Source organism: Paenibacillus sp. A3M_27_13 (assembly GCF_024213315.1).
GTDB classification, from domain to species: Bacteria; Bacillota; Bacilli; order Paenibacillales; family Paenibacillaceae; genus Paenibacillus; species Paenibacillus polymyxa_B.
Map to the genome: position 1 here is coordinate 117,004 of NZ_JANAVE010000006.1, position 24,710 is coordinate 141,713.

Genomic DNA, 24,710 nt, shown 5'->3' on the forward strand with positions numbered 1-24,710 from the left:
TTTCTTCAGTTGGTAGTTCTTACTTACTTCACTGTAAATCTAATCCCGGTAAGGAGACTTCTGTTGCCCTTACTAGAGACCAATTTATTCTTCGTTGTGACATTTGGAAATGTATGTGTCGTTGGAAAGCGGTAAAGCAGTAGTTTGAAACCCAAAATGAAAGGTAGGTGAAGGGAATTGCTTATTGCGTTCAAATATCGGCTCTATCCAACAAAACAGCAAAAGGTGGCCATTCACTTTACGCTCGAACGGTGTCGCTTGCTGTACAACCGCCTTCTTGCGGAGCGAGTCATTGCCTATAAAGCGGAAGGTAAGAGCTTAAACTATTATGACCAAGCGAGTACATTCAATGAACGAAAACAGTACGTACCAGCTTTAAAACAGGTGTATTCTCAGGTTCTACAAGATGTAGCTAAGAGGTTGGACAAGGCGTTTCAAGCCTTTTTTCGCCGTGTGAAAAGTGGAGAGGCCCCTGGATTCCCAAGGTTCAAACCCGAGCAACGCTACGATTCTTTTACCTACCCACAAGGTGGACATACCATCAATGGAAACAAATTACGGCTGTCCAAAATTGGGGATGTCAAAATAAAACTGCATCGGCTACCGCAGGGAAAGGTCAAAACGTGCACCATTACGGCGAAGAACGGAAAATATTACGCTTGTTTCTCCTGCGTGGTCAATGGGGAGACCCTTCCTGCCTCAACCGATCAAGTGGGCATTGACCTCGGCTTGAAACATTTAGCCATCACCTCAGCAGGAGAAACGTTTGAAGCCCCAAAAAGGTTGCGTTATAAAGAACGAAAGCTGAAGCAGTTGCAGCGCTGCGTATCCCGCAAACAGCGTGGGTCGAATCGAAGAAAGAAGTCGATACGAATACTTGCCAAACTCCATGAAAAGGTTGCGAATGGTCGAAAGAACCATGCTCACAAAGTATCTAGGCAACTGGTGAACCGATACGGGCTTATCGCTTTCGAGAACCTCAACGTGCAAGGGATGCTCAAGAATCATCACCTTGCTAAAAGCATTGCGGATGCTGGATGGAACCAGCTTGTTCAATACACCCTGTACAAGGCTGAGAGTGCTGGTCGGGTCGTTGTTCGAGTTGATCCACGAAACACGTCCCAGATGTGCTCTAATTGCGGTGAGTTTGTGAAAAAAACGCTATCGGTTCGTGTTCATCGCTGTTCCTGTGGTTACGTAGAGGATCGCGATGTGAACGCTGCTCGCAATATTTTGCAGCGAGCATTGGAAGAATGGGAAGCATCGTAACCCTCAAATGCATTAGGCTCGGACGGAGCCATCAGGGAGAACTAAGGTTACGAAGTTCAATGAACTGAGAAGCCCCTGTCTTTAGACACGGGGGAGTCGTCACCTCCAATAGGAAAGTGACATTCCACGAAAAGAAAAGGAGTAATCTAAAATGAAGAAAAATATCATGTTGTTAATCGCAATGATTTTGATTGTTTCTAGTCTGGGCCAAGTAGCTTCTGCTGCAAGTAAAGAAGTTACCGTGACTGTTGATGCTAAAAAGGTGAATTTTCCTGATGGAAAACCGCTATTGGAGGAAAGTCGTGTACTGATCCCAGTAAGATTTGTTTCTGAAGCACTGGGCGCCAAAGTAGATTACAAAAATCGCACGGTTTTGATCAAGCAAAGTGCTAAAAATATCAGCATGAAGGTCAATACTTCGATTGTTACTAGCGGAGATAAACGCATTTTCTTGGATGTGCCGGCGCGCCTACAAAAAGGACGTGTTTATGTACCACTGCGTTTTGTATCTGAAGCACTTGGAGCACAGGTAGATTGGAACAGCAAAAAATACCTGGTAACAATTACAACGGCTGGTGCGGTTACTACTCCTGTAGATCCAAAAGATCCTGAAGTAAAACCAGAAGAAAATCCAGAGGAAAAGCCTGATGAGAAAACAGTAGAACAGCCAACTACTACTACTGGAAATAAGCCTTTCGAATGGGACACTAAGAAATCCGATTTGGGACAGGATTTGTTCAAAAATAACATCAAATACTCCAATGGAAAAGTGACATTCACTGTACCGGCTGGGTCTGAAGCTCAATTTCTTAGTATTCAAAATGGGTTGGTAAATCTCAAGGCTGGTAAACAATACACTTACCCTGAAGGTAAAGGTAGTATCAATTTTGCAAGAATTTATGGTAAAGAGGATTACATTGAGAGCTATACTCTGCTTTTAGATAAGAATGAAGACTCTCTCAAAGGTCAATACAAAAATCTTAAAAATGACGTAATCGTAGCACATGACTTTGTAAGGAACCAAAAATCAGTTAGTACAGTGGGTACGCTATCAGAAGTAGTTAAAATGGCGCAATCATTATAGGCTGGAGTTGAATTGTTAATGAAAGGATTTCTCGCTTTTGTTTTTGTATTCATTTTGCTTGGGGCAGGAATAGCTTCAGCGGCAGATGAAGAAGCAATGATGAAAAAATATACAGGTTGGGAGTACGGAAATCAAGGTTCTGATTTAAATGGGTATATACCAGCACTTAACAAGAGAGTAGTCAGGCCTTGGGAGTTAGTTAAATGGACAGGTATTTTTAAATTCGACGGCGGGAAATCGACCAAGATTAATAACTATGATGTTTTTAATGTAAAGAGGAAAGCAGAAGATCCGAATTTCGATAAAGAAAATGGATTTGGGTTGGTGTATAAAAGTCAACCAGCTTTAGGGGATCTTTTTGATAAAATTATCAGTTCCCAATCAATCAGTACCAAGCAGAAAAAGTATTACAGAGATACTTTCACAAAATCATCTGATGATCCTGTCTTTGTTGATGGTAATGAGTTTTACTATAAAGTTTTGCGGAAAGAATATCTCCGCACTTCTGGAATAGTACAGCGGATGGGGATTCGATTTAAATCAACCGAGAAGGTAAGTGAAACCAACCGGCAAGCGATCTACGAAGTAACCAAGTGGCCTGAGCTAAAAGCGACGGCCGCAGCTGGTTCTTTGAATGTCGAAATGAAAACCTATGGAGTATCAGAGCGTGATGTACGGATTGTAGCTACAAAAAAAGGAGCATTTCCAGATTTCAAAAACGCTATTAGTTTAAATGAAGGAAAGCTGATCCATACGTCAGCTGCTACTCAAAGTAAAACCTTGAAAATGAAATATCAGGAGCTCGCACACCAGCTTGGGGAAGACATTGATATCGTTGTAGATGATGGATATGGTCGAACTGCAATCAAATCCGTTCATCTTCCCAAAATGCCGCAAGAGATGGATTACATCCCTACCAAGTTAACACTAACTGAAGGCAACCAGCTTTGGTTGAAGTGGAAATATGTTGGAGAAGAGTTTAAAGCCGGAGATCATATTGATGGCCGTGGAATTCCTAACATTGCGCGAGTTACTGTTAAAGGGCCTGAATCCGGAATTCAGAAATTTGAACAAATGTACAATAGCGGAATCCCGGCAACCGTGAAAACCGGACAAGAGTTTAGTCATTATTTGGGCAAGGTATATGTTGGGCGAACCCCCGGAACATATAAAATTTCGGTAGATGCATTTGCGAACAATCCAAGTCATCCTTCAAGAGCTACAGAAGTTCCCGATGTAGCTTATCGTAATAATGAGATCAAGGCAGATTTTACGGTAAAACTTGTGCCCATTGATCTAGTTGCGCAATCTATAACCGCCACCCCTTCACGTATCGGAAAAAATAGCCAAGCGAGCATTATTGCGAAGGTGAAAAACGTAAGTGAAGAAGATCAAAAACAGGTTATGATCCGTATTACTGCTGATGATGACACGATTTATGAAGTACGTAAGGATATGCCGGCAAATAAACCAATTTCGGTTGGACCCGTGAATTGGACCGGGCGAGAAGTTGGACTGCACAACATAACTGTTCAAGTAGATCCTGTAAATGAGGTACCGGACGTAAATCCAGGTAATAATATCGCAAGTACCGGGTGTACGGTTATTGCAAACAACTCAGGATCATCTTCTGATTGTAATTCATCCAGCAATCAATCAACTGCCAAAACTTCATGGACAATACCGTACCGTTATATCTATGAAATTGCTGAGGTAAACAGGCCTCTTTGGACAACAGCATGGGTAAATTACTCGGAGCATCTGAACGTAAGTACACAAGTCAATACAAAACAAGGTATTGAAACCGATCCGCTGCATCCAAAAGAAAGTGACCGGGAAAGTCGTGGTAGCTGGGCCATTATTCCGTATGCCAAGAAAAATGGGCTAAAAGCAAACGAGGTAACTAGGGCAGGGTATGGCTATGAGCTAAAGGTCACGACGAATTATTCAACAGATTGGGAAACCAAAGTACCAAGAGGATTCAACGAAACTGCGCGCCCAATTGGTGGTACCTATATTGGACCTACTCCAGGTGAAGCTATTGCCAAGTTCTATGATCGTAGCGGCAATTACATCAAAACCATAAGGCTAGAACGAACAAGTGGTGGAAACACCGGAACGGCCGTTTGGGAGCTTCCCAAAATAGAAGGCACCTTTTTAGATGGCACTAAAGTTATGGAACGTAAAGTTTATACGGACAAGGACTGGTCGGATGGTGACGTTACCGTTAAGGTCTATGTCACGGCTGAAGGTTCAAAAGGCAAACTTATTGCATGTACTACCAACAAGATAAGAATTTTCGGTGGTATGTATGATGATACGCAAAATGTAAGGTCTAGGAGCTAAAATGTGGCCATATATTCAAATGGCCTACACAGTATGTATTCTTTATATCTTTAGCATTCAGGATGTAAGAACCCGAACAGTTCCGCTATCTTGGGTAATTTGTTCTGTACTAGGTAGTATTGCATTGAGGTTGGTATATTCCCCAAGTCCAATAAGTTCCTATATTATTTCAGCATTAACGATAGGTGTTTTTTTATGGGTCCTTTCCCTAATTAGTAAAAGTGGAATGGGCGGAGGAGATATTCAGCTTATCGCGTGGTTGGGGTTAACAGTGGGTTTTATGGAAACCACTTTTGTTCTCATCATTTCTAATCTACTTGTCTTATGCTATCGAATTATGAAGAAGAACCTGAATCCCATTGCCTTCGTTCCTTATCTATGTTTTGGTGAATTAGTAATAGTTTATCTACGAATATTTCTTGAATAAAAAAGAGGAGGAGAAATCAAACGTTTTTACCACAGAAGGTGCTTTTTAAGCTCCTAGATCTCGCACTATATATCATGTTACTATGCCTTTTAGACCACGTTCGAGTGATTCTAATGGTGTTATTTGTCACGGTCTTCAATTTACTGTATTTTGTTAACTCCAAAAGAAGTTCGAAGAGATTAAATCGCTGGTATGAGTACTCTATTAACGAAGAACGGACTCTTCTTCATTTCTCACCATCCATATTAATTGGATACTGGGCAAATCGTAATACATTGCTGAGGTCACGGAAAGCAGCGATCAATAAACTCACTTCCCTTGGACATGCCAATATCTATGGGGAAACGATTAGTCTGACCAAAATAAATGGGGATTTATCTGATCTTACGATGCTAGAAAAGTGGGGTAAAAACGGTGTCTTAACTCTTATCACGACGATTTTTCAGACCTGTTTCAACTTAAGGAATGTGTTCACACTTACGGTTACGCGGAAAATATTTAATATGATATGCTCTCACTCATTTATTCGGTATCGATACCGATAATTTTTTTAATCGCTAACTAATTAATTAGATAGCGTTAAATATGCTCTTTAGTTTGACGGAGAAGGAGGATAAAGATTGGATGACCAGACAAGTGAAAACTTGTTAGAACGATTTTCATTTTGGAGCCGATACTTAGGTTTCATGTTAATTGTAGGCGGAGTGCTAATTTTAGCCTTACTTATCATTATCTCTTTAGCCATACCTTATCTAGGCCTGATCGGAATATTTCCCATTGTCATAGGAGTGATGTTGTTTAAAGCCGGGAATAGAGCTCGGGACTTTCTGAATACAGAGGACAAAACAAGCTTTAACTCAATGATAATGTATCTCCTAGACTATATAAAATGGCAAGTGTTTTTTTGGTTAGGTATTAGTGTTGTAGCTGGATTTTTTGGAGTTCTTCTATACATTTTTAAGGATTACAAGAGTTAAAAAGGAGGATTGCATGAGTTGCGATTCAAATATAAATGGATAAACGTAATGCTAGCCTTAGTATTAATAGCCTCATTTGTACCTATTTTCCCACAGAAGGCAGCAGCAGCTTCATATTATATAGGGCAAAGTTGGAAAGTGACTAATGTGGGTAGTAGTTATACCTTCGATTTAGGGGCACCTGGATTTGATCGTAAAGATTTTAATGTAGTAAGAGAATTTACCGTATATACACCACCTGCACCGGGTGACTTTACCTGGATTACTGAGTATTATTCTCAGGATGGGATTACTTGGTATAAGGAAAGTGAAAATATATTTAAATACGCCAATACAGTGAGTTCGAGTGGCGGGACTATAATTTATCCAAGAAATCCAGAAGTAACTCACGTAAGATACTATAAATTTGAATCCAATAAATCGACTTCTCAATTTTATAATATCCAGTTAAAAATCACCGAGGGCCCGTATTCAACCGATAATACCCCGCCCACAAAGCCGACCATACAATTGACACCAAACGGAGTCACTCGTGGAAATGTGCAGGTGAATATCTTCGGAAGTACTGACGACAAACTACTCCGTGGATATGAATACAGGTTGGAGGGAGCAACAAACCAAGACTGGACATCGGGTGATAGTCTGACAATCACGAATGAGGGGAACACAACGATTTATGCCAGAGCCGTAGATTATAACTATAACCGCAGCTCTGAAGTGACGGCCCTCGCTCGCATAGATCGATCTCCTCCTGGAGTACCCGCTCTCTATGCAAGTCGTACTGGGTATGTCAATACGGATGTTACTGTAACGGTACAGCACGGAGCAGACACCGGAGGAGGTATACGTGGTTCACAATACAAGCTTGCCGGAGCCACCAATCAGGATTGGACCAATTATACCGGACCAGTCAATATCCAAAATCATGGCATAACCTCCATGACAGCCCGGACAGTGGACAACGATGGTCGAACAGGTGCTGAGTCTTCCATTAGTGTATATATCGACAAAGTAGCTCCTACAGCACCGACGATCAATCCTGCGGGTTCTCATGGAAACGGATATACTGTAACCCTCCAACCAGGCAACGATGACTTATCTGGACTGGCTCATACGCAGTATCGGATCAGCGGGGCAATAGGTCAGGATTGGAAGGAATACGATGGTTCATTTCCGGTTCAAGTGGACGGGAAGAGTACCGTATATGCTCGATCTATAGACCAAGCTGGCAATGTTAGCCCGGAAGTAAAGAATGAGTTAACGATCGATAAAAAAGGGCCAGCGGCTCCAATAATAAAACCAAATGAAATAGGGCCAACTGCTAACAACATAACGGTGTCACTAGAACCGGGGGCTGATCCTGTTTATGGTGTTAAGCTAACTCAGTATCGGACAAGCCCTATAGCAGCATGGGTAACGTACACCGGACCGTTTATATTAACAGCTGAAGGAGTTCATGAACTGGCAGCTAGAACGATTAACAACTTGGATGTCTCCAGTCCAATCGTTACAAAAACGGTTACGATTGATCGCACTAAACCAACGGTGCCAGTGATTACCGTATCCGAAGTGACGGCACCAACTACGTATACGAATAAGCCGATCCAGTTCAAAATTTCGGGGGGGACTGACACCTCTGACATACACTATGAATATCAGGTCAATTCAGGTAGTTACCAAATCGGCTCTGCCGGAACGATAAACGATTCTGGTATTACGAAAATTACGGCACAAGCCGTAGATGCCGCAGGAAACCGATCTGATCCTGTGTTCATTACATCCTATATCGATATGGAAGCACCGAGCATTGGAATGACCCCTGATTCAAGGGATTGGGGTGATGCTCCTATCAATGTAGAAGTGAGCTATAAGGATCTACATGCTGGAGTAGACCCAGCAACCATGAAATACAAAGTTACAAACTCTTCTGATACTCCTGCAGTTTGGGATACAGCAGATAATTCTATTATGCATTTAAGAATAGTGGATGAAGGAGAGTGGTATGTACACGCTAAAGTAAGTGACCGGGCTGGAAATACATTTGTAACAACGAGTCAGGTGATGCGGATTCAGAACCAACCGCAGCCAGTGACATTGTCTGTGCTATCTGTCAAAAATTCCGAGGCCGATTTAGAGTGGACATTACCTTCTGGTTTGACCGATGGGTACACCTATACAGTTCGGAATTTAACAACAGGAAAGATGTGGGACGTCAGTCATCCGACGAATACGTACCAGGATACTGGCTTGCAGGGCGGCCACACATATGAATATGAGATCCAGTCTATTAATCATGTGGGGAACAATGCCTATTCGAACCGCGTTAGTGTGCTAACACTGCCTGATGCCCCGGAGAATATCCAGCTGCATACCGTTTCTCGTACACCTGCGCGGATCACTGCTGACATTACGCCAGTGTATTCCGCTGATCAATATAATATTGCTGCAACTGACGTAGAGACTGGCCAAATCATATTTAAGGATACGGTAACTCAGGACGTCTATAATCCGATAACTGGTCTTGAGCCTGGAAGAATGTATGATATCTCAGCTTCAGCAGTGAATGCGAGCGGAGAAGGGGCAATGAAGCACGTTTCCTTTTTGAGCCTACCAGACACCCCCGGAGGTTTCCGAGAAGCTACTGTTTATGAAGATGGGATAGATCTGAAATGGAATACAGTTACGACTGCAACCTATTACGAGTTGGAGCGAGACCAAGCATCTGTATACCAAGATGTCTACACCGAGTATAGCGACATCGGCCTTCGTCCTGGGACAGAATATAACTATGGAGTGTCAGCTGTGAATGAAACGGGGGCAGGCGATTACTCAAAACTAGGTATCATTACATTACCAGGCCAAGTTACAACATTGACCCGTGTAAGCAGCGATGTTTATTCCGTTGGTGTGAGCTGGGATGATGTAAATGGGGCGGATGGCTATTTACTTAATGTAAATGACGATTCAGATATTCGCCTTCCTCGTGGTTTCAATCAGTATACATTCGAAGGTTTGCCGCCTGGTACTCCTGTAAAAATCAAAATACGGGCATTTAACCGAAGTGGTGTAGGAAAAGACAATACTATCACTGCTTTGACTGCACCAGAATCCGTAGCGCTTTCTGATGTTGCAGATATCGGTGAGCATAGTGCAACTCTTATGTGGAAGCCAGCACATGGTGCCACGGTTTACGAGGTGAAAATAGATGGCCAAGTTTATTACAGCACTGAAACTAAGCTAAAAGTTACTGGATTATCTGGTGGGACAAATTATGATTTTTCAGTGAGTAGCGGAAATAGTGGCGGATTCAGTCCTCCAACAACAGGTAAGATGCTGACTATCCCTTCACAAGTACAAAATGTAAAAGTAAAAGAGACTGGTAATGGTCAAATCAAGCTAAGCTGGGATGAAACCCAAAGTGCAAACCATTATCTAGTAACCCGTAGGGATATGGATCAGCAACAGGAAACAAATACGAATAGTATCATTCTTTCCGAGATTCAACCTGGAGTGATATATGGATTTGGTGTACAGGCTGCTAACGGTAGCGGCATTGGGGAAATAACACCATTTACGTACCGTGCGCTGCCAAGCACGATTGCAGAAGGAACCTTATTAATTAAGAATGTGACGGATACCGGTATGAAAGCAAGCTGGACCGAAACAACAGGTGCAGATAGCTACAATATCTATAGGGATGAAATTTTTGTAGGCAACACAACGAACTTGGAGTATGACCTGGATAAAATGGATAGTTCCACGGTATACAAAATATCTGTAGCTCCTTTGAATACCAGTGGGGAAGCCACAAAGACATCAGTGGTGGAGGAAACTCTCCCATCTCCGGACTTCTTTATTACGAAAAGAGATACAACGCGGCATGAATTTGAAATTCAATGGCAATCGGACCATAAAAACGATATCTTTGTCCTCACAGGAGAGAAGGATGAGGAATTGTACCGAGGTAAAGGCCGTGGATTTACCTGGGCGGATTTGAAGGATGGTAGAACTTATAGTGCAAATCTATGGGCAGAAAATAGCCAGGGAAAACGTACCGAAATCAAAACGGTTACTGAGAAGACTAGCAGCAAACCCGAAACGATTGAAAGCAATGTAGTTTCTCCCGTTACCTTAGATAAAACACCAGAAGAAATCCAACCTGTTGAAGAGAAACCTGCTGTTGAAAACAAGAAGAAAAATCATTTTGACGACATCGATCGTACGTTCAATCGAGATAAGATAAATGAGCTAGCAGACATGGGGATCGTAAAAGGGACAACAGACAAGACGTTTGAACCAAGTCGGCCCGTAACCAGAGTTGAGTATACTTCGATGTTAGTAAGAGCCCTTGATTTGGAATCTCAACCACTAGTAAATTTGACCTTTCAGGATATAGACGAAACTGCATGGTATATTGACCCGCTTAAGACCGCTATTAAAGATGAAGTAGCTCGTGGGTTTAGTAAGACCGTATTCGCTCCAGATCGGATTATCAACCGTGAACAGGCAGCGAAAATGACCAACAATGTAGTTAGATCTGCGCCAGCGCAGGAGGTTAATGTTTATTCTGATTCTTCAAAAATTGTTGAGTGGGCAAGAGAAGATGTTCTAGGCCTAACAGAGCACAACCTTGTACAAGGGTATCCGGATGGCAGCTTCCGGCCGAAGCAGGATATTACCCGAGCCGAAGCAGCTGAGCTCATATACAATTTGCTTAAAAAAAATAAGTAGTATCAAGCAGCCTTTTTCTGTGAAGGGGAATGTAGTGTTCCCCTTTACATTACATAAACTATAGAACTAACAAGGAGGTTTGATCTATGCAAAGCGTTATTGATAGGGCATTTCAACAAGGCGGCCACTTATCAAAGCTTGTTCCAGGATACTCCCCTAGAGCTCCACAGATACAGATATCGTCAAAAGTAGGACAATGTTTGGAAGAGGAACTTCATTTACTTCTGGAAGCAGAGACCGGGACAGGAAAATCATTAGGATACTTATTGCCGGCAGCGAAGTGGGCCGTTCAAAACAATAAAAAGGTAGTTATTTGTACGCATACCATCCCGTTAATGAATCAAATTATAAAGATAGAGCTTCCGCGTGTTCAAGAAATTCTACGGATGGAGAATGCGAATCTTCGCTATATACTACTTATGAAAACAAAAGCTCGTGAAATGACACCACATACAAAGACTATAGATGCTGCTCTTGAGGGGAGTCACATCGATACTTGTATCGAGGAGGATGTCATTATTGCCCTGACTATGCCCCCCAGTCTGCTGTCAATCTAACACCTTTAGTTCTTACTACAGAAGGTTTTATGAGTGTATAAAAGAAAGAAGTAGAAATGTAGGTTGACTGCTTCCCCAAGGTATGGTAAAAATAGATTATTAACTAGCATTTGATTTTCTTTGTCGATAAGAATTGACGAAGATAAGATTTGGACTTCTTTGGTTCAACACATATATGTAGGCTTATTTAGCCATGGGATCATGACACCTAGTAGGGTGTTTTTTGCGTCCCATGGCTTTTTTGTCTATTATTGCTTGGTTCTAAAAATTTGTTTTGGAAGGATGGAAATACATGAGCATTTTTAAAGAGAAAGAGAGTAATAAAGATCATTATGAACACCTAGTCAAAAAAATGAGTCAGATCGTAGATGGAATGATTACGAAAGAAAAGTTCCGTGCTGATTTTTATAAAGGGGATACTGATTCAATTAAGCATTACAATACGTTCGCGTGGTTTGTTTATGATTTTGGAACACATCTGCTTCCGCTGGACTCAGTGGAAACTATAATTGAATTCCAACAAAATTGGTTGGAAACGTTACAAGAAGATCTGGGAGATATAAATACATCGCTCTTTGTATGTAACCGTACTACGGGGGAAATGAAATCAATCAATCACTATGAAGATGTTGTGGAACAATTACAGTATTATATGGCTGTTTAATTGATTTTGGATGCTTTAAGAGGGAATGAGTCTAGAGATTCATTTCTTCCTATAGGTTATCCAAGATAACCTTGTTTTGATGATCTGAAAATTAGGAGGATAAATCCATGAAAAAGATAAATTTATTTTTTTTGTATGAGCAAAATAAAGAGAACTGCAGTTGCTACATTCCAACCATCCGGCAGTATACCATGGGACGCGATATCGAAGATGCTAAGGTTAATGCACTTGAACTTGTACCTACGAATTTAGATAAATCTAATTTATACGAAGCTCATTTCGAAAGATTGGAAATTGCAGGAAAGCAGTATGATGCATTAATTGAGAGTAGTGAAGAGAATGACGGAGTCATTTGTTATTTGCCAAATTTTCGCCTGGGCGGAATTGGACGCGATATAAAGGAAGCGAAAGAAAATGCATTGAAGATTATTGACCTCCAAAATATTCAGAAACCATTGTATAAGGATGCCACATTTGAAATCGTCACTGTTGATTCATACTCCCCGGCGATCAATCCTATTATCAGCTACAATGCTTAATGAAGTGCTTGAAAATGAGCCTGGTATTCTTATCAAGATGCAGAAGGTTTATAGGTCAGAATGCCAGAGTGAGACGATGATTAGGATAAAGCAAAAAAACGTAAGCTGCTATTAGCTTGACGGCTTTTTTTAGGGTTTTAAATAAGCGCCTGTATTATTTTGGTGCTATAAATACATAGGCAGATACAAGTCACTCATTTGGGTGGCTTATTTATTGCTTTTTGAAAGGATTTTAGTCTTGAAGAAGAAGCAGAATTTTGCTCCCGTTTAAAGGACCATCAAAACAGCCGAAAAAATGTAAAGGTTGTGCTTGGGGGAGATGGGATGGAGTAAAGCAGTTTTGCTTACGTCCACGTCCATATGTTAAAGAGGATAAACCTTCCTGAATGTAGAATTTTGGAATTAGACAAAAGCTAGGGAGGAATCTTTTTGAATGTTTTTGAAGGTGCAAATGTTGATATCTGGGGTGCTGTAGGAGGAAACAAATTGTTAATACTCATCATTGCCATAATTTTATGGGGTGTAGTGTGTATCTCCATTAAAAAAATACTGGGAAAAACATTGGCCGGAATCATAGCGAGTGCTGGTGTTTTGGTCATTTTATATTATTGGGGTATTCAATTTCTTAATTAACTTAGCACCCTTGCGGTGCTTTTTCTTTTGCCCTCATACGACAAAACATGAGCCATTTTGAGTGCTCTTCCTATACTCAGGAATGCTAAAAGGAGTGCAGAGAGGGCATACACACGCTCTGACAGACTGTTAGCCTGTCACCCGAATAGTGGAAACCAACTCAACATAAATGCATCTTTATTATTAATAAAAGGAAAAAGTCACCTTTTGTCGAAATAATGTATTGAGGTGAGAGTATTGGAAGAACTAATTGAGAAAATTATTGCGTTTAGAGAAGATAGGAATTGGAAACAATTTCATAATCCTAAGGATCTGGCTATATCGTTAAATCTTGAAGCGAGTGAACTTCTGGAGTTATTCCAGTGGAAGAGTAGCGAGGCAGCCGTGGAAGAGAATTATGAAAAAATGAAAGATGAAATTGCTGATGTGATCATTTACTCTTTAATGCTGTGTCATGATTTGAACATTGATGTTGATTCTACAATTCGAAACAAAATTCAAAAGAATGCCGATAAGTACCCTATAGAGAAATCATATGGATTAAATAAGAAATACACTGATTTATAGGGGGAAGTTTAATGCTTTATTACTTCACGGCTTGTGACAAAAATGCACGTAAACACTACGATGAAACAGTAGCGGTGCCTTATCGAATTGCAGATTTGTTCGATAAATTGGAACCTGAAGTTCAGTCGACATTAACTACTTATGGTCTTAATGAGTACGTTCACATGTGGGGGGCTGTTCCCGGAGACCAAAATATTAAAAGGTGGAGTAGGCTTAAGTCGAATGACGGTATGTTGGTTTATACCAAAGAGGGGTTTACATACTACGCAAAAGTTTTGTGCAAAACACATAATAGGGAAGTTGCAAAGCATGTATGGGGGGAAGATACAAAGAGAAGAACGTGGGAGTATATATACTTTTTAAAAGATTTACAAGAGGTAAGTATCCCTAAAGAAGTGTTCTCTGCTTATTTCGGTTATAAAATTAATTTTACACCGCAAGGATTCAGCAATATTGATAAAGAAAAACTTGGTATCAGGATGAGGCGCTATACAGTCCTTGATGAACTAGTTGATGATTTGAGTAATAAATTTATACTTTCTGAGGATGATCTCGAAGAGAATAATTTTCAAACCTCATTAGAATCTGATTTTAGTAAAATACCTATCGATTCTCCAGAAATAAAGCAACGGAGGAAGAACCCTAAAAAAATAAATGGCATGGAAGCTTGGCCACGAAGTGCAAAAATATCAAAGATTGCATTAAAAAAAGCTAATTTTAAATGTGAAATTGACCAGTCACATATTACGTTTGTTTCTGATGCTAGCAAAGAGTTCTACGTTGAGGCACACCATCTAATACCTATGAAATTTCAGAATGAATTTACAACATCAATTGATACAGAGAGCAACGTCGTGGCACTATGCCCACTGTGTCATAGAAAGATTCATCTTGCACGAAAAAATGAGAAAAAAGAATTGCTTCAAATACTTTATAATAAAAGAAATGATCTGTTACGAAATAATGTAGAAATTGATATCTCGTTACAAGATCTATATGGATTCTATGCGATTAATTAAACAGCGCCCTTCGGGTGCTTTTTCTTTTGTTCTTATATGATAAACATTTAGAGCCTGCCCTTGGGAGTGTCTTATTGTCAAAACTGAGTCCAACTAGGTTAAAGGTGTCGTCTGACAGGCTCGCGAATATTTATGAATCTCACTCAGACTTGGAAATAATTTAACACATATATAGGGCAAACCGTCATGGTCTGTCCTCTTTGTTTTTTATGAGTTTTTAGCTTTAACCAGTTCTTTTTTAATTGCTAACCAAGCAACTAGAACTGTACAGATTGCCGGTATAGTTTTAGACAGCAGAACTTGAAGTAAAGCAAAAATCATAATACTTGTGAACATTGTTACTCATCCCCCTTTTATTCTCTACACACTAAGAATCGGAACGGCGTGGCAGTTGGTTGTGGAGCATTAAAAAAATATTCAGAGAGGAGCATTCACAAGTGGAAATCAGAGTATTACCGATAGAGCAAATCAACACAGCAGCATACAACCCTCGTGTTGATCTTCAGGTGGTTTTTCCGTTGAGGGATCGCTGCCTGAGACGCTATGGGAAGTTTCACGGGGGGATGGAACAAACAAGTATGTTCATCCCACTCAGACGCCCCTTTACCTGGCTATTCCAATAACAGGTAAAGGGAATGTGGTTGTCTATTTCTTTGGCGGCAGCGACTTTACGCTTATGACTTGTGAGCAGATGGATCGGACATGCCGAACATTGGAGCTCGGCCCGATCTTTTGTTATGTAATTAAGATGCGGTATCAGGAGGCTACAGGAATTAATTCAATGTTGCTATGGTGTGTTGATACCTATGTATTAAAATGATTCTTTGAAAGTTTGGCCAATAGTTTATAATTGGCTTAACACTAACGAATAGAGGTCTGGTATGTCAATCGAAAGAGATACTATGATCAGTTCTTTAAAGGAAATAGTGATACCTGTTCTTAGACATAAAGGATTCAAAGGATCTTTTCCACACTTCCGGAAAATTGATAAAGAAAAGATTGAACTTTTAACATTCCAATTTGATAAGTATGGCGGTGGATTCGTTATTGAGATCGCGGTTTGCTCTTCAGAGGGATTCACATGTTCTTGGGGGGAGAAGAAACCACCTAACAAAGTTACGGCACATGATTTACATCCTGATAATCGTATGAGACTTAACAATGGCAATTGGTTCCGTTATGACGATTCTAGGCCTGGTGACAATATCTACGTTAGGGTAGCAAGTGATGTTATAAATCACTTTTCAGAAGCTGATCGATACTGGGAGAAGACAGCTCCTTTTACAAAATGAAATGATTTAATGAGACCGCCTCTTGGTGATTGTGTAACATGGCGAGAGAACGGAGTCCAGATAGGTATACAGTTCCAAGAGAATTCCAATCTATTGAAAATATTTAATTGGCTGCCTAAAAAGCATTAGCAGGCTCATAATATTGACCTTATCAAGTCACAGAGCTATACGGCAGAGGAATTACTTGAGCTCCTTATATCTATTCGTCCAGACGTATCCTATGCTCTATACACATACTTACGTATGGGAGATACCGATTTAACGTTTAGTGCAAAGAATTCAAACGGAAACGTAGGTAAGAGTGGACAACAAGTGCTGGAAGAACTTAAGGCCATGCTTAATACACTGTTACCTACGACGGGATATCAGCATGGACGGTCATTAAATAAACTAGACACGATCCAGCGGAAAATGATCATGGTTCGTGGCACTTGTGCCAGGGAAGTAGTATTGAATGAGGGATTACTCAGATAAGAATGATACTGCAACTTACGAAATAATCCCTTCACAACAAAGATGAAGAGGATTGAAGACTGAACTAGAAGAAATAAATAAAGCTATAGCGGCATTGAAATAAAATCAGTATTACCAAGGTATTAAATAAAATACAACAGAGATATATAGAAAGACCTCTCGTTACTGGAGAGGTCTTTACTCTTATTTATACACATACTTAGATCCCAAGCCCCAATAATCATAATTATAATCCCTTGGATGTTGTATAAGGTGTTTTGAGCGTTCAATCCAGACATTAAGCTCCTCAGTCTTAGCGAAGGTGCTCACCTTTTCTAATAGTACGGATAATTCTTTTATACCTTCCTCTTCTCCAGATTCAACAACATCACCAGTGAAAACATAAAGACTACTTAGAAAAAAAGGAATGTGTTTGCATTTTTCGTCATCGACAAAGTTGCATATCATGGGTATGTTTTCAAAGCTATTCACAGCTAGTTCCCAATCCTGGTCCGGTATTTTCATATCGCTGTATGCCCATATTCTAATTTCCTTTTGGTTTGGGTTCCAAGCATGTTGGGCATCTCTCCACATTCTTATCCCCCCTTTTCAATTGAGTTCTCATTCTCCGATAGTGCAATAATGATTGCCACCTTAAAAGGAATAGGTAAATTCACTGCCTTAAATAAATAAGAATATTGTAGACACTATGTGCAATCGTTGGAGCCCATATCGAAGAAGTCTTTTTATATATAAATCCAAGAATGTATCCTACGAGAAATATGGTCACATAGTTAAGAAGTGAATATCCTGAAATAATACCTATTGGAAAGTGTACCCCCATAAAAAGTATGGCTTGTATAAAGTTATTTCCTTTTACCCGATGGTCTCTTAGTTTATTCATAATGAATCCTCGGAACACCACTTCTTCAGAAAATGCCGCTAATGGTGTAATGATCCATCTGATTCCTATGTCAAATCTAAAACCATTAAAGATAGTAACCTCGATTACTACCAATAATAATCCAATAATTCCACCAGTAAATACTCCCTTGATAATATCTTGTTTTAATTTTATGTAGTCAATGATTTGTTGCAACCTTACTCGATCGATATATACGAAATAAATGACTACCAGCCCGATCCAAAAAATCAGTTTTATTAAGAATGATATCAAATAAAGATTCAAATCAGATATTTTTGGATGGAATGTTAGTTCCTTAATTGTCCAGCCTATGTAAAAAAACAATATAAAGAGAATAAGTTTACTTTTAGTCATTTTGTTGTTTCCTTTAATAAATTTCAGCTGATAGTTTAATATTACCATAAATTGTTCTGTAACTCTAATATATGTAGTGATGGATTGGCGTTTATTTGGAGATAAATAGAACAATGTTTCTCTTTAAAATCCGCAGCGTTATAGCAGCAGTACCAATTTAAGATATAAGTATGAAAGCCTCTGATAACTCAGGGGCTTATTTGCGTCTTGAGGAGGTGACGAAACCCGTGGCAAAGATAAAATCCACATTGGACATACAACTGGATCTAACCAGGCCTGTTGAGGATTTGACTGAGGTTATTTCTGCAGTAATTGCTTCGCAGCCAGCACGCCGGAAAGAAATACTTATAGGTTTGGATATAGCGGTAGGAAATGCATTAGCAGAGATTCAGGCTCAAGAAGAAAAGGAACAGATAGTAGACGATGATAGCTCAGGAAAAGTTTCCTGAACGGAGAGACGGGGGAAGCAAGGTGGATAAGTGGGAGGTTTTTAAGTTCAGTACTGCTTTAGGAAGCAGCGCTGTGACATATTTCTATGGTGGGTGGTCGGGAGTATTGGGGGTGTTGCTTGCTCTGGTCATTATTGATTATGCGACCGGATTATTTGCCGCTGGTGCAGAAGGTAAGAAGGGAACCGGACCCGGCTTAAAAAGCAAGATTGGTCTTATCGGTATCGCTCGAAAGGTATTTATTTTTGCAATGGTAGCAGTATCCCATCTAATTGATGGTGTCTTAGGCGATTCGCACCTATTTAGGGATGCGGTCGCCTATTTTTATATGGCAAATGAATTGCTGTCGATAGTCGAAAACGGCGGTAGGCTTGGCGCGCCAGTTCCGTCGATCATTCGGCAGGCTGTCGAGGTTCTGAAAAGTAAAAGTGGAAATCAGGAAGGAGAGAAAGAGGATGCAACAACGAAACAGCCGTAATGCTCAAGGGATTAACGTATCCCGTTATCAAGGAAAGATTGATTGGAAGGCGGTTAAGGCGGATGGTGTTTCATTTGCCTTCATCAAGGCCAGCCAGGGGCAGCATTACGTTGATCCTACATTCACCACGAATGCAAAAGGAGCCAGAGCAGCCGGGGTATTGTTGGGAGCATACCACTTTGTAGACGCAATCAGCGTTGAGGCAGCCAAAGCAGAAGCGCGGCACTTTGCCGAAGTATTGGAACAGGTAGGTGGTGGGAAAACGCTAGACTTACCGCCTGTAATGGATTATGAAAATAATCCCGGAAACCTGTCCAAAACGCTTATTAGCGCTGTAGCTTTGGCCTTCTTGCTCGAGCTGGAGCGACTTACAGGACGCAAGCCCATTATCTATACAGGTAATGCCTTTGCCGCCAATTTTAACGCCTCATTGGGCGGTTACCCACTATGGATAGCCAGATACAGTGATACCCGCGTCCCGAGCGACACAGTGACGTGGAAACGTTGGGATATTTGGCAATATAGCGATAGCGGCAAGGTAGCCGGGATAAAAGGGAACGCGGACCTGAACGTATTTGATGGATCGGCGGACCAGTTGCGTAAGCGATTCGGGACTGTCGTCCCTGCACAAGAGACAGAATCTGTTACATCCGGCATGTTTCGCGTCAATGGCAAAAAAGCGGGGAAAGCACTTCTGTATGGGTCCAGAACTTATGTGCCGCTGCGGTCATTAGCAAATGCCTTGAGCTTGTCTTATCGTTGGGACAATACCAGCAAGGAAGCCTATTTAAATGGGTCCAAGCTGCAAACTGTCCAACTTGTAGCGGGTACAGTGTATGTGCAGCTCAGACCAATTGCTGATGCTTATGGGGCGGTAGTGTCTTGGGATTCAAAAAATAAAATCGCATCGTTGAAAACGAAAGGGGAAAAATAATCATGCAAGCAGTTATCGAAACTGTACAACCTTACGTAAATACCATCGCCATAGCCGCTGCGGGTGTGCTTACAGCGTTTGTTTTAGGAGGTCTGAACAAACGGTTAACGTGTGGTTAGAAGCGCGTACAACTGCAGCGCAACGTGAAGTGATTCATAAAATTGCTGGAGAGGGCTTTGCTCTTGCTCAAACAGCATTTAAAGAAGCTGGGGGAGAACGCAAACTTCAGGAGGCTTTGCAGTATGCTTCACTTACTCTTTCCAGTCAAGGTATCGTAGTATCTCAAGTAGAGTTAAGGTCTGCAATTGAGAAGGCATACCTTGAATACAAAGCCAAGACAAAGACAATGCTGGCTACTGAAGCAGAGCCAAACGAGGATGCAGCACAGGCCGCGGTTAAGGACGCTTTATCTTCTTTGGCTGCTAAGGTAACGGCGATACTCACACAGGCTACAGGACCAGATGCGACGGAAAGCACGGTACCTGAAACTCATCAAGATACTGCTCCAGCACCACAGGCGAATGTAACGGGAGTAGCAGTAGAATAAACGGAAGAAGTAATTTCCTACCGGTTTGTGCTGGTAGGAAATTTATAATCAGGACTTTATTATCATAAAAATAGAGGTATTTAGAACCATATGTCGAAAAACAAGAAAGGATGAGGAAAATTAAGGGTAATTAGGGGGATTTAAAATGTCAGTTGATTTGAATTATTTTATTAATTCTAAACCGAATATAGTAGATAATGAAGAATTAAGAGAACCTCAAATTCTGGCTTATATTGACATTTTTAAACATTTTAATGAAGACCACTCTACTAGAGATGCTGTAGCCATTTTGCCAACAGGGGCAGGGAAAACAGGTGTTATGGGATTAGTACCTTTTGGTATTTCGAAAGGTAGAGTACTTGTTATCACGCCTCAACTAGTGATAAAAGATCATGTCGTTGAATCTTTAGATCCATCAGAGCCAGATAATTTTTGGCTTAAACGAAAGGTATTTAATACTTTTACGGATTTGCCCGTAGTTAACGAGTTTGACAATGATATTAACCAAGAAGAACTTGAAAATAGCAACGTTATTATTCTTAATATTCATAAACTAAGTGCTCGTTTCAGGAATTCGTTACTTACGAAAGTAAGTTCTGATTTTTTTGATATGATTATTATAGACGAAGCTCATCATTCACCAGCAGAAACATGGCAGAATGCTTTAAATTATTTCAAAAATGCAAAAGTTGTTAAACTTACTGGGACACCTTTCAGAACAGATAGAAAGCCTATTGAAGGAAAAGTAGTAATTGAATATAGATTAGGAAGAGCGATGCAGAAAAAAATCGTTAAATCTCTTGAAAACTTTAGACTAATTCCTGACAAATTATACTTAACAATTGATGATGATGAAAGTGAGAAATATTCTGTTGAAGAACTAAGACAGCGTGGTTTGAAGGATGAACAGTTCATTGCGAGAAGTGTCGCCCTTTCTGAGGAGTGTAATTGGCAGATAATTGATCAAAGTATTATAGCATTAAATCAGAAAAAGATCGGATCATCTATTCCGCATAAAATTATTGGAGTTGCATGTAGTATCAAGCATGCAGAGAAGTTACAAGAGATGTATGATTCAAAAGGTTTGAGGGCCGTTGTTATTCATAGTGATCTGGATAAAAAAACTAGAGAAAAAATATTTACGGACATCGAAAATAATAGATATGATGCGATTATTCATGTAGCGATGTTAGGTGAAGGATATGATCATAAATATTTATCCGTTGCTGCTATCTTTAGGCCTTTTAAGTCATTGGCTCCTTATTCTCAATTCATTGGTCGTATTTTGAGATATATTGAAGCAGAAGAAGTTAGTAAACCTGGTGATAATATCGGTGTAGTTATTGCACACAGAGATCTTGGTTTGGAGCCATTATGGTTGGAGTATCAAAAAGAACTTAAAATAAGCCAGGTGATTGAAGAAGTTATTAAGCAAGAAAAAGCAGAGAGGGACTTGAATAAGAAACTTGCAAACAAAGAGTACGATAAAAATATTGCTTCTGTTGAAGTTGATGGATTACTTGAAGTAGAAGCAGATTACTATATTACTACGGAATTAATTGAAGAAAATAAGAAATATGAACTTGAAATAGCAGAAAAAATAAAATCATTTAAGGCAATTATGCCGGAAAGTAGTGAGGAGGATTTAAGGAATTTCATTGTATCCCAAGAAAAGCCAAAAGCAGAGAGCCCGCTTCTAAAATCGCCCAAGAAATTTAGAATGTTAGTTAGACAGAAATTCAACACCAAGATTCATGAAGATTTACCTGCACAACTGATTACGGATTTTAATGTGAATAAATTAGGACGAGAATTCGCTAAGGCAATTCCGGCAAAATTCTCATTTATAAAAAACAATGAAGCCCTAGATAATGCAGGAATTGTTACTCTTTATCTCAATACTAAGTTAAAACAAGAATTTGGCGAAAGAGACATTTGGGTTTTGAGCGATTTTTATAAAGCAGAAACGTTTTTAGAAGACCTTGTAAACCACCTTTACGAAATGATAAAATCTGCTTTAGAAAGGGATGAGTAAAATGTCCGATCTTATATTGGATTTACATGATGCAATGTTCAAGAATACTATATGGCCTAACGATTTACTTCACAATCTTGCTGACCCAGATTATTTAAGCATAAACTTCAATGCTTATTTAGACGGCATGTGTGCAGAAGTGGTATTCATGGATGAAGGGAAAAGGATAGTAACTAATTATTACTTCAACAAGAAAAATTATATTCAGAAAATTGAGATGATCGAGAATGGAGAATCAATAATCCTTTACGATCGACTCGTAACTATCGCAGAAATTCTAACTAAGTTAGGCAGATCTCATGAACTTGAGAAGACACTTAAATTACTAGCTGCATAAAAGCTGTTTTGATCATGCTATTCCGAGTGTCTGCGAATATTGTGTGTATACCTAAGTGCGTACGGAAGCACATTATTAAGCAGTCCAAAAGCACAGTGACACCCCACCGAGTATGCGAGTGGGGTGATTTTTTATATAGGGGGATTATAGTGAACGTTTTGCCTTCAAAAGATGATTTTAAGAAGGAAATACAACATCAAATTGATGTAGCTCGCAGTAACGGAGCGAAATATATAGACATTAACTCTGGAGAGATCCATAGAGAATTAGGTGGATATCCTGGGAAAGATGGAAAACATGCTATGCCTTCCTGTTGTGATGCTATGTATAGCTTAAAAAAGCCAAATGATGAGATATTAAATACTCCGCCTAAAGGGAAAGGAGCAACGCTTGAAATTCGATATTACATAATAATTTGAAGTGAATCTTCTTGATTGGTTGTCTTTATTTCTAGGGTGTATGGTATGATAATGATACGACTAGGATCTCTCTTAATTAAGGAGGTCTTATTATGAAACTTACAGAGCAATTCATTTATAAGATGGTTAGAATGACATATATTGCACTTGTTTTGGCTTTATTGATTGAAAAGGCTTTTTAATATTAGCGTAACCCATTTTTAGCCTTTTACTTTTGATGAGATTCAAATGCTTGGGATAATAAAAATAAATAAGAAGAGTACTAGTCGTGTATCCCTTGCTCCCTGAAGGGAACACGGCTAATATACAAATATAATGAAATGAGTTTCAGAAAAAACACCCTTTATTTACGGATATTGGGTGTTTTTTTATTTACAAAATCCCCCAACATATATATAATGATTAGGTCTAAAGTAATGCTTTTGTATTGAAAATGGGAGAGGTGATAGAATGAAACTCTTGAAAAAACTAACGGTAACTGCATTGGCTGTGGTCATGTGTTTTGGATTTATCAGCGCTGCTTCTGCTCGTACATATGTACATGGCTATACTAAGAAGAACGGTACTCATGTTGCTCCACATTACCGCTCAGATCGAGATCATAGTTTCAGTAATAACTGGAGCACAAAGGGCAATCGAAACCCGATAACTGGGAAGTACGGTACCAAAACACATCGTTAAAAATTTTGAAGATGTAGCTTTAATACCCTACTAACTAATATGTGGGGTATTATTTTTATGTTTAGGGGGATGAAATTTGAAGAGCATCAAAGGACTAATAGTAAGCGCAATATTAGCAGTTACCATGGGATTAGTTATCTACAATGGAATGCCAGTTCCACAAGGTCACAATGCTCCTACGGCTTCCAAGCAAATACAGTCACATACAGTTACAACAGGCGCGACATTGCAGCTGGAATTTCCGTCCGCAAAGTACCCGGAGACAGCTCAGTATATTAAAGAGGCTATAGCAGCCGGTAAGTCACCAGTATGCACCATAGACCGTGAGGGTGCAGACCATAACCGTGAGTTGTCATTGAAAGGTGTACCCACCAAGAAGGGCAAGGATCGCGACGAGTGGCCTATGGCGATGTGCACGGAAGGTGGAGAGGGTGCAGACATTAAGTACATAAGTCCAAAGGATAATCGTGGGGCAGGTTCATGGGTAGGCCATAAGCTAGAAGAGTATATAGATGGAACGAAAGTAGAGTTTATTATTAAATAAAATTTTCTTCCAATGTCTTTTGACAAATTTTATAAATGGACTTATCATTGTAATGATGTCCGGCCAAAATATAAAAGCTCCTAAAAGCATGCAATATTGCGATAAAGGAGACTGGAAATGAATAAATATTTCTATAGACTGTTTGTCTTACTAATTAGCGGAGTATTATTGATAACGTTGGTGGGATTTCTGGGTAATAGTCTTCTGTTCTATTTTTTAATGAAGAGTTAAAGTGAAAATAATGAATGGGTACAAAAAATATAAGAAGCTGTGTTATCGAAATTAGTCAAAAGATATTAAAGATACGCGATTAGACTTTTAGGGGTGTTTTGGTCGGCTCCCTAAATGGGGGCTGATCATGGCACCTTATAAACAAATATAATTATCTAATCGATTAGATAGTTGCGAAAAGAACCCTACTGGCCTTAATAGGTCGTTAGAGTTCTTTT

At 39.9% G+C, this 24,710-nt stretch carries 23 protein-coding genes and 2 pseudogenes; 23 read left to right on the top strand and 2 right to left on the bottom strand.

Going from position 1 to position 24,710, the window contains the following annotated elements:
• Positions 1-177: 177 nt before the first annotated feature.
• From NLX82_RS19730 to NLX82_RS19790, 14 genes and pseudogenes are all read left to right on the top strand, one after another.
• Positions 178-1,269: an RNA-guided endonuclease InsQ/TnpB family protein gene (locus NLX82_RS19730; protein WP_254348857.1), complete on the top strand. Its 1,092-nt coding sequence runs from the start codon at positions 178-180 to the stop codon at positions 1,267-1,269.
• Between the two features lie 151 nt (positions 1,270-1,420).
• On the top strand, positions 1,421-2,353 hold the full coding sequence (locus NLX82_RS19735) for a copper amine oxidase N-terminal domain-containing protein (RefSeq protein ID WP_254348858.1): 933 nt from the start codon (positions 1,421-1,423) through the stop codon (positions 2,351-2,353).
• An 18-nt stretch (positions 2,354-2,371) separates the two neighbouring features.
• Positions 2,372-4,699: a CARDB domain-containing protein gene (locus NLX82_RS19740; protein WP_254348859.1), complete on the top strand. Its 2,328-nt coding sequence runs from the start codon at positions 2,372-2,374 to the stop codon at positions 4,697-4,699.
• Between the two features lie 19 nt (positions 4,700-4,718).
• Entirely contained in the window at positions 4,719-5,126 is a 408-nt protein-coding gene (locus NLX82_RS27800) for a prepilin peptidase (protein WP_367995892.1), read from the top strand.
• Between the two features lie 620 nt (positions 5,127-5,746).
• Positions 5,747-6,103 (top strand): hypothetical protein, encoded by a 357-nt coding sequence (locus NLX82_RS19745; protein WP_254348860.1) that lies wholly within the window; start codon positions 5,747-5,749, stop codon positions 6,101-6,103.
• 18 nt (positions 6,104-6,121) lie between these two features.
• Positions 6,122-10,834 (top strand): fibronectin type III domain-containing protein, encoded by a 4,713-nt coding sequence (locus NLX82_RS19750; RefSeq protein WP_254348861.1) that lies wholly within the window; start codon positions 6,122-6,124, stop codon positions 10,832-10,834.
• 86 nt (positions 10,835-10,920) lie between these two features.
• Positions 10,921-11,391: a DEAD/DEAH box helicase gene (locus NLX82_RS19755; RefSeq protein ID WP_254348862.1), complete on the top strand. Its 471-nt coding sequence runs from the start codon at positions 10,921-10,923 to the stop codon at positions 11,389-11,391.
• Positions 11,392-11,683: 292 nt separating this feature from the next.
• On the top strand, positions 11,684-12,055 hold the full coding sequence (locus NLX82_RS19760) for a hypothetical protein (protein ID WP_254348863.1): 372 nt from the start codon (positions 11,684-11,686) through the stop codon (positions 12,053-12,055).
• A gap of 107 nt (positions 12,056-12,162) precedes the next feature.
• On the top strand, positions 12,163-12,594 hold the full coding sequence (locus NLX82_RS19765) for a hypothetical protein (protein ID WP_254348864.1): 432 nt from the start codon (positions 12,163-12,165) through the stop codon (positions 12,592-12,594).
• Between the two features lie 429 nt (positions 12,595-13,023).
• Positions 13,024-13,227, top strand: coding sequence for a hypothetical protein (locus NLX82_RS19770; RefSeq protein ID WP_254348865.1), 204 nt, complete (start codon positions 13,024-13,026; stop codon positions 13,225-13,227).
• Positions 13,228-13,464: 237 nt separating this feature from the next.
• Positions 13,465-13,794 carry a nucleotide pyrophosphohydrolase gene (locus NLX82_RS19775; RefSeq protein ID WP_254348866.1) on the top strand — a complete coding sequence of 110 codons (330 nt, stop codon included), beginning with the start codon at positions 13,465-13,467 and terminating at the stop codon, positions 13,792-13,794.
• Between the two features lie 11 nt (positions 13,795-13,805).
• On the top strand, positions 13,806-14,813 hold the full coding sequence (locus tag NLX82_RS19780; RefSeq protein ID WP_254348867.1) for an HNH endonuclease: 1,008 nt from the start codon (positions 13,806-13,808) through the stop codon (positions 14,811-14,813).
• Positions 14,814-15,321: 508 nt separating this feature from the next.
• A pseudogene (locus NLX82_RS19785) lies at positions 15,322-15,633 on the top strand (DNA modification methylase); the annotation flags it as partial.
• A 61-nt stretch (positions 15,634-15,694) separates the two neighbouring features.
• Positions 15,695-16,105 carry a DUF4304 domain-containing protein gene (locus NLX82_RS19790; RefSeq protein ID WP_254348868.1) on the top strand — a complete coding sequence of 137 codons (411 nt, stop codon included), beginning with the start codon at positions 15,695-15,697 and terminating at the stop codon, positions 16,103-16,105.
• A gap of 657 nt (positions 16,106-16,762) precedes the next feature.
• Here NLX82_RS19790 and NLX82_RS19795 read toward each other — a convergent pair.
• Positions 16,763-17,152 (bottom strand): hypothetical protein, encoded by a 390-nt coding sequence (locus NLX82_RS19795; protein ID WP_254348869.1) that lies wholly within the window; start codon positions 17,150-17,152, stop codon positions 16,763-16,765.
• Positions 17,153-17,231: 79 nt separating this feature from the next.
• The gene (locus NLX82_RS19800) at positions 17,232-17,837 is read right to left on the bottom strand and encodes a CPBP family intramembrane glutamic endopeptidase (RefSeq protein WP_254348870.1); all 606 of its coding nucleotides are present in this window, start codon (positions 17,835-17,837) and stop codon (positions 17,232-17,234) included.
• A 227-nt stretch (positions 17,838-18,064) separates the two neighbouring features.
• On the opposite strand from NLX82_RS19800, the gene NLX82_RS19805 reads away from it, so the two are divergent.
• The 9 genes and pseudogenes from NLX82_RS19805 to NLX82_RS19845 all read left to right on the top strand — a co-directional run.
• Entirely contained in the window at positions 18,065-18,286 is a 222-nt protein-coding gene (locus tag NLX82_RS19805; protein ID WP_254348871.1) for a hypothetical protein, read from the top strand.
• Positions 18,261-18,764 carry a phage holin family protein gene (locus NLX82_RS19810; protein ID WP_254348872.1) on the top strand — a complete coding sequence of 168 codons (504 nt, stop codon included), beginning with the start codon at positions 18,261-18,263 and terminating at the stop codon, positions 18,762-18,764. Before NLX82_RS19805 ends, NLX82_RS19810 begins: the two co-directional genes overlap by 26 nt.
• Entirely contained in the window at positions 18,742-19,698 is a 957-nt protein-coding gene (locus NLX82_RS19815; protein WP_254348873.1) for a GH25 family lysozyme, read from the top strand. The genes NLX82_RS19810 and NLX82_RS19815 overlap by 23 nt, the downstream gene beginning before the upstream one ends.
• 148 nt (positions 19,699-19,846) lie before the next feature.
• The gene (locus NLX82_RS19820; RefSeq protein ID WP_254348874.1) at positions 19,847-20,245 is read left to right on the top strand and encodes a phage holin, LLH family; all 399 of its coding nucleotides are present in this window, start codon (positions 19,847-19,849) and stop codon (positions 20,243-20,245) included.
• 145 nt (positions 20,246-20,390) lie between these two features.
• Positions 20,391-22,280 (top strand): DEAD/DEAH box helicase, encoded by a 1,890-nt coding sequence (locus NLX82_RS19825; protein WP_254348875.1) that lies wholly within the window; start codon positions 20,391-20,393, stop codon positions 22,278-22,280.
• 1 nt (position 22,281) lies between these two features.
• Positions 22,282-22,617, top strand: coding sequence for a hypothetical protein (locus tag NLX82_RS19830; RefSeq protein WP_250271261.1), 336 nt, complete (start codon positions 22,282-22,284; stop codon positions 22,615-22,617).
• 149 nt (positions 22,618-22,766) lie between these two features.
• On the top strand, positions 22,767-23,036 hold the full coding sequence (locus NLX82_RS19835) for a hypothetical protein (protein WP_254348876.1): 270 nt from the start codon (positions 22,767-22,769) through the stop codon (positions 23,034-23,036).
• Positions 23,037-23,486: 450 nt separating this feature from the next.
• Entirely contained in the window at positions 23,487-23,717 is a 231-nt protein-coding gene (locus tag NLX82_RS19840) for a hypothetical protein (RefSeq protein ID WP_254348877.1), read from the top strand.
• A 232-nt stretch (positions 23,718-23,949) separates the two neighbouring features.
• Positions 23,950-24,261, top strand: a pseudogene (locus tag NLX82_RS19845) (NucA/NucB deoxyribonuclease domain-containing protein); the annotation flags it as partial.
• Positions 24,262-24,710 lie beyond the last annotated feature (449 nt).